This window comes from Bacillus sp. JZ109 (genome assembly GCF_053903135.1).
Map to the genome: position 1 here is coordinate 679,725 of NZ_CP096388.1, position 13,617 is coordinate 693,341.

At 43.9% G+C, this 13,617-nt stretch carries 12 protein-coding genes and 1 tRNA gene; 6 read left to right on the forward strand and 7 right to left on the reverse strand.

The window, feature by feature from the left end:
* The first annotated feature begins 1 nt into the window (after position 1).
* Genes M1D94_RS03465 through pgmB form a run of 4 tightly spaced genes read left to right on the forward strand, consistent with a single transcriptional unit; the run spans position 2 to position 5,486 of the window.
* A complete protein-coding gene (locus tag M1D94_RS03465) occupies positions 2–886 on the forward strand; it encodes a DUF1189 domain-containing protein (protein ID WP_101501489.1) in 885 nt (294 codons plus the stop codon).
* The gene (gene mdxK / locus M1D94_RS03470; protein WP_103803422.1) at positions 864–3,137 is read left to right on the forward strand and encodes a maltose phosphorylase; all 2,274 of its coding nucleotides are present in this window, start codon (positions 864–866) and stop codon (positions 3,135–3,137) included. Before M1D94_RS03465 ends, mdxK begins: the two co-directional genes overlap by 23 nt.
* Positions 3,130–4,815 carry an oligo-1,6-glucosidase gene (gene malL, locus M1D94_RS03475; RefSeq protein WP_456270419.1) on the forward strand — a complete coding sequence of 562 codons (1,686 nt, stop codon included), beginning with the start codon at positions 3,130–3,132 and terminating at the stop codon, positions 4,813–4,815. Before mdxK ends, malL begins: the two co-directional genes overlap by 8 nt.
* Entirely contained in the window at positions 4,812–5,486 is a 675-nt protein-coding gene (gene pgmB, locus M1D94_RS03480; RefSeq protein ID WP_072175093.1) for a beta-phosphoglucomutase, read from the forward strand. The genes malL and pgmB overlap by 4 nt, the downstream gene beginning before the upstream one ends.
* Before the next feature lie 44 nt (positions 5,487–5,530).
* On the opposite strand, the gene clpP is transcribed toward pgmB, so the two are convergent.
* The gene (clpP, locus tag M1D94_RS03485) at positions 5,531–6,124 is read right to left on the reverse strand and encodes an ATP-dependent Clp endopeptidase proteolytic subunit ClpP (RefSeq protein ID WP_003228214.1); all 594 of its coding nucleotides are present in this window, start codon (positions 6,122–6,124) and stop codon (positions 5,531–5,533) included.
* Positions 6,125–6,394: 270 nt separating this feature from the next.
* Here clpP and M1D94_RS03490 point away from each other — a divergent pair.
* Together M1D94_RS03490 and M1D94_RS03495 are read left to right on the forward strand one after the other, a co-directional pair.
* A tRNA-Arg gene (locus tag M1D94_RS03490) sits at positions 6,395–6,470 on the forward strand.
* Between the two features lie 155 nt (positions 6,471–6,625).
* On the forward strand, positions 6,626–7,138 hold the full coding sequence (locus M1D94_RS03495; protein WP_072175092.1) for a DUF3231 family protein: 513 nt from the start codon (positions 6,626–6,628) through the stop codon (positions 7,136–7,138).
* Between the two features lie 35 nt (positions 7,139–7,173).
* On the opposite strand, the gene M1D94_RS03500 is transcribed toward M1D94_RS03495, so the two are convergent.
* The 6 genes from M1D94_RS03500 to sacB form a co-directional block, all read right to left on the reverse strand.
* A complete protein-coding gene (locus tag M1D94_RS03500; protein WP_095252539.1) occupies positions 7,174–7,494 on the reverse strand; it encodes a DMT family transporter in 321 nt (106 codons plus the stop codon).
* Entirely contained in the window at positions 7,494–7,829 is a 336-nt protein-coding gene (locus M1D94_RS03505; RefSeq protein ID WP_014480966.1) for an SMR family transporter, read from the reverse strand. Before M1D94_RS03505 ends, M1D94_RS03500 begins: the two co-directional genes overlap by 1 nt.
* An 81-nt stretch (positions 7,830–7,910) precedes the next feature.
* Positions 7,911–8,495 (reverse strand): TetR family transcriptional regulator, encoded by a 585-nt coding sequence (locus M1D94_RS03510; RefSeq protein WP_095252540.1) that lies wholly within the window; start codon positions 8,493–8,495, stop codon positions 7,911–7,913.
* Positions 8,496–8,589: 94 nt separating this feature from the next.
* On the reverse strand, positions 8,590–10,152 hold the full coding sequence (gene aspP, locus M1D94_RS03515; RefSeq protein WP_003228228.1) for an aspartate/proton symporter AspP: 1,563 nt from the start codon (positions 10,150–10,152) through the stop codon (positions 8,590–8,592).
* Between the two features lie 106 nt (positions 10,153–10,258).
* Entirely contained in the window at positions 10,259–11,809 is a 1,551-nt protein-coding gene (gene levB / locus M1D94_RS03520) for a 2,6-beta-fructan 6-levanbiohydrolase (protein ID WP_277709049.1), read from the reverse strand.
* A 73-nt stretch (positions 11,810–11,882) separates the two neighbouring features.
* Entirely contained in the window at positions 11,883–13,304 is a 1,422-nt protein-coding gene (gene sacB, locus M1D94_RS03525; protein WP_001022105.1) for a levansucrase, read from the reverse strand.
* Positions 13,305–13,617 lie beyond the last annotated feature (313 nt).

The window sequence follows — 13,617 nt, forward strand, 5'->3', positions numbered from 1 at the left end:
AATGAAGAATCTGGAGAATAAAAGCTTTATCATCCGCTGCCTGAAGGCGGCTGCATCCCCATCAGGTGTTTGCCGTTACGGGAATACCTTCAGCTGGCTGCAGCTCTCTTTTCTCTTTATGTTTTTAACGGCCTGCTTAATGACGCCGTTAGCGGTTTCGTTTGTGAAAATGGATCGCTTCAGCGTTGCATCTTTCATGCCGTCAGCGATTCAAGGGGTTAATGATCAATTTGCTGATCAATTGCAGGGTTTTCAAATCAGGAACGGAAAACTAACAGGCGGGAAGAGCTCTGAGAGAATTGAAGATGGGCAGAATGTGATGGCAGTCGATATGAAGCATGAATATGAGACAAGCGGTGAAAATGGGCGATTGAAAGTAACTGGATTTGAAAACGCCATCATATTTCAACCTGATCAACTGGTGATCACCGATCAAAACGAAACGGGGTTTTCTGTTGGCTATGCGAAAATGGACGTTAAGCTCGAGAAACCAAACGTCCATGATGTAGAGGTCTTGATCGATACATTGTGGTTGGCACAGTATAAGCCGATGATCATGATGCTGGCATATACGGTGGTTTCTATGATCCAGCTTTTGTTAACGTTTGTTCTTGCCGGAGGTCTCTGGATCACAAAAATATCAAACATGGTCTCTATTGCATCATTCAAGGAAGCGGCCTCTATAGCGATTTGCGCATCAGCACTGCCGGCATTTGCGGCAGCTGCTATCGGCATGGTTCATTTTGATTTGATTACTGTATTGATGATCCATTCGTGTGGCGTTACTTTGATGATCTCTTTTGCATTTAGATATTTGACCAAAATCCGCCGTGATAATGGAAACTTACATTCGGGAGGAAATGATGATAAATCAGCGGTTATTTGAGATTGATGAATGGAAAATCAAAACAAATACATTTAATAAGGAGCATACACGGCTGCTGGAAAGCCTGACGTCTCTTGCCAATGGCTATATGGGGGTCAGAGGGAATTTTGAAGAAGGCTATTCAGGCGACAGTCACCAAGGCACATATATTGCAGGCGTGTGGTTCCCCGACAAAACGCGAGTAGGCTGGTGGAAAAACGGGTATCCAGAATATTTCGGAAAAGTGATCAATGCGATGAACTTTATGGGCATAGGCTTATATGTTGACGGTGAAAAAATCGATCTCTATCAAAATCCAATTGAATCATTTGAGGTAGAGCTCAATATGAAAGAGGGGATTCTGCGGCGAAGCGCTGTTGTCCGCATTCAAGATAAATCCGTCAGAATCAGGTCTGAGCGGTTTCTTAGCCTTGCTGTAAAAGAACTCTGTGCGATTCATTATGAAGCGGAGTGCTTGACGGGAGATGCTGTCATTACGCTTGTTCCTTACCTGGATGGAAACGTGGCAAATGAAGATTCTAACTACCAAGAACAGTTTTGGCAGGAGGAAGCGAAAGGTGCTGATTCTCACAGCGGCCATTTAGCGGCAAAAACGATCGAAAATCCATTTGGAACACCGCGCTTCACGGTATTAGCCGCAATGGCAAACGAGACGGAGGGTTTTGTCCATGAAAGCTTTAAAACGACTGAAATGTATGTCGAGAATTGCTACAGTTATCAAACGAAGGCATCATTGAAAAAGTTTGTGATTGTCACGACTTCCCGTGATTTTCGGGAGGAAGAGCTTTTATCGAAAGCCAAGGAGCTTTTGGCGGATGTGGTAGAGAACGGCTATGAAGATGCAAAACGGAGGCACACTGATCGATGGAAGGAAAGATGGGCAAAAGCGGACATTGAGATTAAAGGAGATGAGGAGCTTCAACAAGGAATCCGCTACAATATCTTTCAGTTATTCTCGACATATTACGGGGGCGATGCCCGTTTGAATATCGGGCCGAAAGGATTTACTGGCGAGAAATATGGAGGTGCCGCATATTGGGATACAGAGGCGTACGCCGTTCCGATGTATTTGGCGACAGCCGAGCCGGAGGTGACGAAAAACCTGCTTTTGTATCGCTATCATCAGTTGGAGGCTGCCAAACGAAACGCTGCAAAATTGGGGATGAAGGGGGCACTTTATCCGATGGTGACGTTCACAGGTGATGAATGCCACAACGAATGGGAAATCACCTTTGAAGAAATTCACCGCAATGGCGCGATCTGTTATGCGATCTACAATTATATCAATTATACAGGCGACCGTAACTATATGGAAGAATACGGGATAGACGTACTTGTGGCAGTCAGCAGATTTTGGGCCGACCGTGTTCACTTCTCGAAACGAAAAAATAAGTATATGATCCATGGCGTCACAGGGCCGAATGAATACGAAAACAACGTTAACAACAATTGGTATACGAATGTCATTGCGGCTTGGACGTTGGAGTATACTCTACAAAGTCTCGAAAGTATCTCAGCGGAGAAACGCCGCCTTCTGGATGTACAGGAAGAAGAATTGAAAGTCTGGAGAGAAATCATCCAGCACATGTACTATCCGTATAGTGAAGAACTGCAAATTTTCGTTCAGCATGACACGTTCTTGGATAAAGACCTGCAAGCAGTTGACGAATTAGATCCAGCGGAACGGCCTCTTTACCAGAATTGGTCATGGGACAAGATTCTCCGCTCCAATTTTATTAAGCAGGCAGATGTTCTCCAAGGCATTTATCTTTTTAATGACCGTTTTACAATGGAAGAAAAACGGCGAAATTTTGAATTTTATGAGCCGATGACTGTTCATGAATCAAGCCTATCGCCCTCTGTCCATGCGATTCTCGCAGCCGAACTCAAGCTGGAAAAGAAAGCGCTCGAATTATATAAGCGCACAGCAAGGCTTGATCTTGATAATTACAATCATGATACGGAAGAAGGCTTGCATATTACTTCAATGACGGGTAGCTGGCTGGCAATCGTTCATGGCTTTGCAGGCATGCGCACCGCGAATGAGACGCTGTCATTTGCTCCGTTTTTGCCGAAAGAATGGGACGAATATTCATTCAACATCAATTATCGAAATCGATTAATCAATGTGACGGTTGACGAAAAGCGCGTTATTTTTGAGCTTGTAAAAGGCGAGCCGCTGCACATGAACGTTTATGAGGAACCAGTTGTCCTACAGGGACGATGTGAAAGGAGAACGCCTAATGAGTGAATGGTGGAAAGAAGCTGTCGTTTATCAAATTTACCCGCGCAGTTTTTATGATGCCAATGGAGATGGATTCGGGGATTTGCAAGGTGTGATTCAAAAGCTGGATTACATCAAAAATCTCGGGGCGGATGTCATCTGGCTCTCCCCGGTATTTGATTCCCCGCAGGATGACAACGGATATGATATCAGCGATTACAAAAACATGTATGAAAAGTTTGGGACAAATGAAGATATGTTTCAGCTGATTGATGAAGCCCATAAACGCGGAATGAAAATCGTCATGGATTTGGTCGTGAACCACACATCAGATGAGCATGCTTGGTTTGCTGAAAGCCGCAAGTCGAAGGACAATCCTTACCGGGATTATTATTTTTGGAAAGATCCTAAACCGGACGGCTCAGAGCCGAATAATTGGGGATCGATCTTTTCAGGCTCAGCGTGGACATACGATGAAGGAACAGGGCAGTATTATTTGCACTACTTTTCGAAAAAACAGCCTGATTTAAATTGGGAAAACGAAGCCGTTCGCCGGGAAGTTTATGATGTAATGAGATTCTGGATGGATAGAGGCGTTGACGGCTGGCGGATGGATGTGATCGGCTCTATTTCTAAATACACCGATTTTCCGGACTACGAAACGAATCACAGCCGCAGCTATATTGTCGGCCGTTATCACTCTAACGGCCCACGTCTTCATGAGTTTATTCAAGAGATGAACAGGGAAGTGCTTTCTCATTACGACTGCATGACAGTCGGAGAGGCAAACGGCTCAGATATTGAAGAGGCGATAAAGTACACAGATGCAAGCAGGCAAGAGCTGAATATGATCTTTACATTTGAACATATGGATATTGATACAGAACAAAACTCGCCAAATGGGAAATGGCAGATCAAGCCGTTTGATTTGATTGCTTTAAAAAAGACGATGACAAGGTGGCAGACCGGGTTAATGAATGTCGGCTGGAATACCCTGTATTTTGAGAACCATGACCAGCCGAGGGTTATTTCCCGCTGGGGCAATGACAGGAAGCTGCGTAAGGAATGTGCGAAGGCATTTGCAACGGTTCTGCACGGCATGAAAGGAACGCCGTTTATTTACCAGGGAGAAGAAATCGGCATGGTCAACAGCGATATGCCGCTGGAGATGTATGATGATCTTGAAATAAAGAATGCATATCGTGAACTAGTCGTCGAAAACAAAACGATGTCAGAAAAAGAGTTTGTCAAAGCCGTGATGATAAAAGGAAGGGATCATGCGAGAACACCTATGCAGTGGGATGCCGGAAAACATGCGGGATTCACAACCGGAGACCCGTGGATACCGGTAAATTCCCGCTATCAAGATATCAATGTGAAAGAGTCCTTGAAAGATCAAGATTCGATTTTCTTTTACTATCAGAAGCTCATTCAATTACGAAAGCAATATAAGATTATGATATATGGCGATTATCAGCTTTTGCAGGAGAATGATCCGCAGGTCTTTTCTTACCTTCGAGAATATCAAGGGGAAAAGCTTCTTGTCGTTGTGAATTTATCGGAAGAAAAGGCTCTGTTCGAAGCGCCTCCAGAACTGATTCATGAGCGTTGGAAAGTGCTGATTTTTAACTATCCGCAGGAGCGGGCTGACTTAAAGAGTATTAGCCTCAAACCTTATGAAGCTGTGATGGGCATTAGTATATGAAAGCGGTCATTTTTGATTTAGACGGAGTGATAACAGATACTGCTGAATATCATTTTCTCGCTTGGAAGCACATCGCAGAACAAATCAATATCCCCTTTGACAGAGACATGAATGAAAGGCTAAAAGGAATCAGCAGAGAAGAGTCACTTGAAAGCATATTGATCTCTGGCGGTGCGGAAACAAAGTATACAAATGCGGAGAAACAAGAACTAATGCATCGGAAAAATCACGATTATCAAACGTTGATCAGCAAATTGACGCCGGAAGATCTTTTACCGGGGATTGGCAGGCTCCTATGTCAATTGAAAAACGAAAATATAAAAATCGGGTTAGCATCTTCAAGTCGCAATGCTCCTAAGATTTTAAGACGTTTGGCAATTATCGATGATTTTGATGCCATTGTTGATCCGACGACTCTTGCGAAGGGGAAGCCTGATCCTGACATCTTTTTAACAGCTGCAGCGATGCTCGATGTTTCCCCTGCTGATTGCGCGGCAATAGAAGACGCAGAAGCAGGCATTTCTGCAATCAAATCTGCAGGGATGTTTGCGGTTGGTGTCGGTCAAGGACAGCCGATGCTTGGTGCTGATCTGGTTGTGAGGCAGACGAATGATCTAACACTTGAGCTGTTACACGAGGAATGGGAGCAGTTTAGAATCAAAAGTGTTTAAATGAAAAAAACCTGCAAGAGACGCAGCTCTTGCAGGTTGTGTTATTACTTTTTGTCTTCTGTGTGAGTCAAAATTTTGTCAATCAGGCCGTATTCAAGCGCTTCTTCAGCAGACTTGAAGTTATCACGGTCTGTGTCACGTTCGATCACTTCAAGCGGCTGGCCAGTACGTTCAGCTAGGACTTTGTTTAATTTGTCGCGAAGCAAGAGAATGCGTTTCGCAGCAATTTCAATTTCTGTCGCTTGACCTTGCGCACCGCCAAGAGGCTGGTGAATCATGACTTCACTGTTTGGAAGCGCATAGCGTTTGCCTTTTTCGCCGGCTGCAAGCAGGAACGCGCCCATTGACGCAGCCATACCGATACAAATTGTAGATACCTTCGGCTTAATAAACTGCATGGTATCATAGATCGCCATACCGGCTGTAATAGAGCCGCCCGGGCTGTTGATGTAAAGAGAAATTTCTTTTTCAGGGTCTTCTGCTGCTAAGAATAAAAGCTGTGACACGATGGAGTTCGCAACGTTGTCATCAATCGCAGATCCAAGCATGATGATACGATCCTTTAATAGACGAGAATAAATGTCATACGCTCTTTCTCCGCGGTTCGTTTGTTCAATGACTGTAGGTATTAAATTCATAATGCTCCTCCTTCACCTTTTAGGTAAGTATGTAGTTACATGATACATTTTTGGTCAATAAAGGTCAAACAAAAAGCTGGCCTAATATGCAAAGTCGTCTCTTTTTCCCATTTTCCCCAAAAATACAGGGGTTCAAACCATCGTATGTCAGATTGCCAATTAAGATGCTTTGTCTATTTAAAAAACGGCCTCTCACAAATAGAGGGTTGTTATTTGAATGGAATTATCGTATAATTAGTTGTGCTGACGTTCTCATAACGCAGTCATTCTGCGCTCGTAGCTCAGTTGGATAGAGCGGTGGTTTCCGGTACCACGTCTGTCGGGGGTTCGAATCCCTCCGAGCGCGTCCAATAGAACAACAGGAAAGACAAGGGTTTGGCGATTTGCCGCTCTTGTCTTTTTTGTTTTGTTTCATAAATCTCTCACGCTGAAACATAAATTTTCCTTCTCTCGGGCACGTTATGGAATGTGTGCGATATTGAATTTGCGAGGAGGATGAACATGGGTATTTTAAGCGGAAATCCGCAGGATGAACCGATGCATTATGGTGAGGTATTCGGCTTATGGAGTTATGTGATGGCGGGCAATAAAATGGTCGGCAATTACCAAATGCTATTGAATCATGTCGGTGATGACGACCTGAAGAAGCTGCTTCGTGAGTCTATTGAGAAATGCCAAGATGAAATCAAGCAGGTCAGCACGATCCTGAAAGAAAACGGGGTGGCGCTGCCGCCGGCTTCTCCTGAACCGCCGACAGCAGATATTAACGATATTCCGCCTGGCGCACGGTTTCTCGATCCGGATGTGGCGGCCTCCGCGGCAGCACAAAATGCTGCAGGTCTTGTGACATGCAGCAAAATGATGGGGCAATCGATTCGTGAGGATATTGCCATGATGTTTGGGCAATTTCATATGTCGAAAGCGGCAACCGGCGCAAAATACTTAAGGCTGCTAAAAAACAAAGGCTGGCTTATCCCGCCGCCGCTTCATCTTCAAAAACATCACGAAGCTTAATGGCAAAGGCATATACAGCTGTATATGCCTTGATTTTATGAAGATGACGTAAGACGCAGGCCGATGACGCCGGCTAGGATAAGGCAAAGTGAAATCACCTGTGATAGCTGAAACCGCTCCTTAAACCAAATGAGCCCGACCGCCGAAACACCAATGCTTCCAATGCCAGTCCAGACGGCATATGCGACTCCGGCAGGCAGGACGATCATCGCTTGGGACAGGCAGTAAAATGATAAGCCGAATCCAATAGTCATCACAATGATCGGCCATTTTTTTCTTGTTCCGTCTATATATTTCATGGCAATGGCAGCTATAATTTCTTCTATGCCGGCAATCACTAATAAAAACCATGCCATTATTGTTCACCTCCCGGCTGAGATTTGCTTTCTTTCGTAAATAATTTCATTCCTAAAATGCCAGCCAGCAATAAAGCTAAAAAGAACATTTGGGCTGCTGAGAAGGATTCGCCCAGAACAATTCCAGTCAGATATGTTCCGACGGTTCCGATTCCGACAAACACAGTGTACGCCGCGGCCATCGGGATTTTTTGATAAGAGCGGATCAACAGGATAAAGCTGACCGCGATTAAGATAAAAATGATGATCCAATCCAAAAGCGAATCGGCATGTTTGAGGGAAGAGGCCCAAACAACTTCTAAAAGCCCTGCAATAAAAACAAGAACCCAATTCAAATGAAACACCTCTCTATTTTATGAATGAACGTCAGTCATTTTTAGGGCATTAAAAAATGAGCGGTGTTACCCAGTCATTTTTTAAGCAGTACCTAAGCTCCGTTTTAAGAAAGTGAAAATTTCCTTTTTATACACTTCAACATTTTCATCTTGTTCAAATCCGATATAGAATCGTTCCGCAGTATTCTCGACCAAGTTGATAATCGTTCTGGCCGTCCATTTTGAATTGATTCCTTCCGTTACCTCATGGTTTGCAATGGCCTTGTTGATGATTTGTTCAAGCCAGGAATAATAAGGCTGATAGATCGTCTCCCATTTTTCCATGGAGTGGTCGATCGCAAGCCCGGAATAACAGAGGACAATAATATCCTTATGGCGTTCTGTAATGAGAAATGTCTCATCAATTAATATATCTAAAACGGTCCAAAAATCCTCGTCTCCATTCAGCCTGCCTTTGATTTGATCAAGTGTATGGGTGAGGAGATTTTCTGCAATGGCCGGTATGAGGGCATTTTTAGATGAAAAATACAAATAGAATGTTCCTTGGGCAGTGCCGGCCTTTTTGACAATATCAGAAATAGAAGCTTTGTCGAGGCCTTTTTCAGAAATGACTTCTATGGCAGCCTGCAGAATTTTTTCATATTTGCCCGATGATTGTTTTGGCATGAGGAACACCTCCGATAATGACTGACTCTCATTCATTTTATCGCGTGTATGTATGTTTGTAAAGAATAAAGAAGCAAGAAAACCTCTTGCTTCTTTATTTATCGTAATCAATGGCGGCTTTTGGGAGCCCGGTATACTTTGCCCAGTAATAAATCGCAAGTGAGCCGATCGCGACTAAAATGAGGTCGACGGGATTGCTGATAATCCCTAAACCATGTCCGAAAGAACCGATGTAGGAAAAGATCAGCATCATAATATAAAACCCGATAAGCCACCAGGCTGATTTCAGCTGCTGAGCGAGGCTGACATCTTCTTTAGGCGTATATTTGCTGAAACAGAGATAGATCAAAAACATCACGAGTTGTGAACCGAGCAGCCAGGAGACTGTTTTCCATCCTGACCAGTACACGATAAACGCTGTAAATATAAAGGAAAGCGGCCCGATAATGCTCATTCCCTTTAAATAAAACGGCCTGTTTAAGTCCTTCGCGTTGACCCTCAGCGCAGCTGAAGAAATGGGTGCAATCGCATATGAAAGAATGAGCGCGACTGAACAGACATTGACGAGCGCGTTCCACGAAGGAAAGGGAAGTGTCCAGAAAATGGACAGGGCAAACGAAAGCCAAAGCGAAGCGCGGGGTGTCCCCGTATCTTTATTGACCTTTGAGAATATGCCAAATAATGTGCCGTTACGCGCCCAGGCGTAAACAAGGCGGGATGTCGTATTCATAAAGATATTCCCGTTTCCACCGGGAGACAGAATGGCGTCTAAAATGACAAGCGTTGCAAGCCAGCCTAACCCGAGCATGACCGCAATATCCTTAAACGGCAATGAGAACTCCCGGCCAATTGCCGGCCAGCCATGTTTCAGTGTTTCTGTCGGGATTGCACCAATAAAGGTGACCTGCAAAACAGTATAAATGATGGTTGAAACGATGATGCAAATGATTAAAGCGATCGGGATATTGCGTTTTGGATTTTGGACTTCACCTGCTACAGATACAATCGGATGCAGGCCGAGATACGCAAACATGACGCCGCCTGTCGAGATGGCAGCCTGAATACCTGTAAATCCAAACGGTGCAAATCCTTGAACGGATAAATTCTCCGGCTGAAAATGAAAGATCAGCACAATAATGATGGTAATCGGCACAATATATTTAAAAATCGATATGATGAAATTCGCCTTAGCGAAGGTTTTGACGCTCCAATAATTCAGCAGGAAAAACAAGCATAATAGGGCAAACTGCAAGATCCAGCCGGAAATGGTCGGTGAATCAGACCCTTTAATGGTCAGGCCGGGAAACCAATAGGCCACATACTGGCGCACAGCTGTCACTTCAATTGAAATCAAGCTTGTATAAGCGACAATCGTGACAAACGAAATTAAGTAGCCGACAAGGTGGCCATGTGAATAAACGGGGTATCGAATGATGCCTCCGGTACGGGGCAGAGCGGCTCCGAGCTCTGCATATACGAGCCCGATTAACAAAATAATGGCTCCTCCGAGGATCCAGGAAAAAGCGCCGGAGGGCCCTGCTTTTGAAGCGACATTACTGACAGCGAACAGCCACGCTGATCCAAAGATGGCTCCCATCCCAATCAAAATCAGATCAAACAGCGACATTGATTTTTGAAAATTTCCTTGTTTAGACATTCGCTTCCTCCTTTGAAACCAGCCTTATATTTCTTACAATGCCCAATATGTAACAGAGAATACCGCTCCTAATAAAAAAACAGGGCAGCTTGCGCCGCCCCTGTTTTTATTTATGAATCGAATCAAAGTGTTTCACTGTTATATTTTTGAAGGAGGCTGTGCCACCATCAGAAAAAAGGGTAATGCCTTTATCTTCAGGCTTTGGGAAGACTTCATTTGAAAAAATGGTTTTCCCGTCGCCAACAAATACTTCTATCGTTGTTTTATCGACAAGTATTTTCAAATGCACCTTACGTTTGCTTACATCATAAGGAGCTTTGCTTTCGACATAGGTATTGCTTTTGTCAGGCTGATTTATGGCTGCTCTATTGACATAAGCATAGCCGCCTTCAGCGAAAATACCGACATCAATATGGCGTTTTTGGTCTTCTGATTCTCTGAGCCTGACGCCTGCATTCTTTAGCTCGGACCAAGAAAGATCCGTATCAAGCTGGTACGTATCACCTGTTATCGACAATGTTTTTGATCCGTTCACATCCTGATCCTCTATTTCGTCAGTTGAAACAGTCAGCTGCTCCAAAGCTTCAATCGGCTGTGAGACGAGGCTGTATGTTCCATCCTGCTCCTTCAGTCGGAGTTCGCGTATGACAGAATCTGTGCCGTTAAAGCCGTTCTTCATTGTCGGGGTGTTGTTGGCATAATCCCAATTGTTCATCCAGGCAAGCGCATACCGCTTTTCTAATGGATCTGTGCTTTTGCTGTCTTCGAACGTCACACCGCCATACCAGTCGAAGCCATAGTCAAGCCATTGGGCTTCAGTCTGATCTGCTTTGAATTCTTTTCCGTCGAAGCTTCCGGTCCAGTAGGCGTACGTATTTGGTTTGCCCCACGGTTTGCCATTCGCGCTGGCACCGAGAACCCACTTATTCGTTCCGTCGCTTGCCCGCATCATGTAGAGGTCGGGACATTCCACCATTCCCGCCTGTTCTGGGAAGAATCCGCTTGTGTAATGCCAGTCCTTAAGATTATCGGATTCATAAAAGCCGATTTTTGATCCTTCAGCCATGACCATGACCCATTTGTTATCCTGGTCATCCCATATGACTTTCGGATCTCTGAAATCGTCTGTGCCCGGATTAGGCATAACGGGGTTGCCACTGTAGAATTTGAATGATTTTCCCTTATCTGTGCTGTACCACAAATATTGTTCCTGTTTTTTGTCTTTGGCTGAGGGCTGTGTCACAATCGCGACAAGCGCATTTTTCCCGAAGCCGGCTGTGTTCTCTTTATCAACCACGACGGAACCGGTCCAAATGTCACCGTCCGGGTTTGTATATTTCGGAATCGCCACGCCTTCATCGGTCCAGTGCACCAAATCCTCTGAGACGGCATGGCGCCATTCTGTGCCGTTGCCTTTTGGGTAATCCCGGTTATATAGATAGAAATAATGATACTTGCCATCAAAATAGATCGGTTTTTGAGGGTCATTTTTCCATTTATCCGGCGTCGTAAAATGATATGCCGCCCGGTAGTCCGGCTTCTGTTTTGATTTTGTTTTTTGGTCATGTTCTTCTTTTGGAAATAAGTCGATAAACAGCAATATTCCTAAAAAGGTTAGGAATACGGTTAGCCATTTGCCTGCTTTTATATAGTTCATATGGGATTCACCTTTATGTTGATAAGAAATAAAAGAAAATGCCAATAGGATATCGGCATTTTCTTTTGCGTTTTTATTTGTTAACTGTTAATTGTCCTTGTTCAAGGATGCTGTCTTTGACAACAGATGTTTTCTTGCCTTTGATGTTCAGCAGGAAGCTTGGTGCAAACGTTGATTGTTTGTCTGCGTAGAATCCTCTGTTTGTCATATAGCTTGTAATCACGACATTGTTTCCTTTCGCTTGAGGTACAGCGAAGTGTGAGTAAGTAAAGGTTACATCGTTAGGATCAAGATCCATTTTTAACACAAGGCCAGTTTTGTTCAGCGGCTTGTATGGGCCAGTTAAAGAATTAGAAACATAGCCAAGCATGTAAATATCGTTAGACGTGATGCCGTCAATCGTCATTTTTGACCCGCGGGAGTCAGTGAACAGGTACCATTTGCCGTTCATTTTAAAGACGTTCGCACGTTCAATTTCATCTGTTACTGTGTTAGATGCAATCAGCGGTTTCATCACTTTTTTCAGTGTGTAATCATCGTTTAGCTCAATCATACCGAGAGCGCCGTTTGCTAACTCAGCCGTGCGTTTTTTATCGCTTTGCAGAAGTTTTTGACTTTCTTGACGGAAGAACGATGTGCTTTTGCCATAGTATGCTTTGTTAAATAAAGATTCTTCGCCTTGGTAGCCATCTTCAGTTCCAGTGTTTGCTTCAAATACTAAGTATTTGTGGCCTTTATCTTCTACGTAGTGAGGATCTCTCAGCGTATGGTTGTCGCCTGAGCTGTAGTTGCCTTCATCGATGAACTGCTGTACATTTTGATACGTTTTGCCGTCGCCGTCAAAGATTGATTTATAATCCTCTACACCGTTGATGTTCAAAGAGCTGTCTGATGCTGATACGTTTACCTGTGCAGTTGTTAGTGTTTGTTTGCCGTAATGTTTACCGGAGAAATCAGTGTAGAATAAACGGATTTTTCCGTCAGATGTAAATGTGGCTGAACCTGACCATTCTTGCGTTTGGTCTTTTAGGATAGAATCATTTGCATCGAATTTGTCGCTGTCTTTAAAGACGCGGCCAGCGTTTTTCCAGCTGTCAATAGAAGTCTCGCCGACTTTTTGATAGAACATGTAAATCGATGTGTCATCCGCATTTTTAGGATCTCCGGCTAATGCAAAGACGATGTGGTAGCCGTGATAATTTGCGACAGTGCCGTCAGCGTTTTGTAATGGCCAGCTGTCCCAAACGTCCAGGCCTTTTGCAGAAGAGATATTTTTAATTGTGGACGAATCGAATTCAGGCACTTGATATTTTTCATTTTTTTGCTGTTCAGGGATTTGCAGCATATCATGGCGTGTAATATGGGAAATGCCGTATGTTTCCTTATATGGCTTTTGGTTCGTTTCTTTCGCAAACGCTTGAGTTGCGCCTCCTGCCAGCAGTGCGGTAGTAAAGGTTAATACTGTTGCTTGTTTTGCAAACTTTTTGATGTTCATCGTTCATGTCTCCTTTTTTATGTACTGTGTTAGCGGTCTGCTTCTTCCAGCCCTCCTATTTGAAGATGGCAAGTTAGTTACGCACAATAAAAAAAGACCTAAAATATGTAAGGGGCGACGCCAAAGTATACACTTTGCCCTTTACACATTTTAGGTCTTGCCTGCTTTATCAGTAACAAACCCGCTCGATTTACTTTTCGACCTCATTCTATTAGACTCTCGTTTGGATTGCAACTGGTCTATTTTCCTCTTTTGTTTGATAGAAAATCATAAAAGGATTTACGGACTACGGGCCTAAAGAACTAAAAAATCT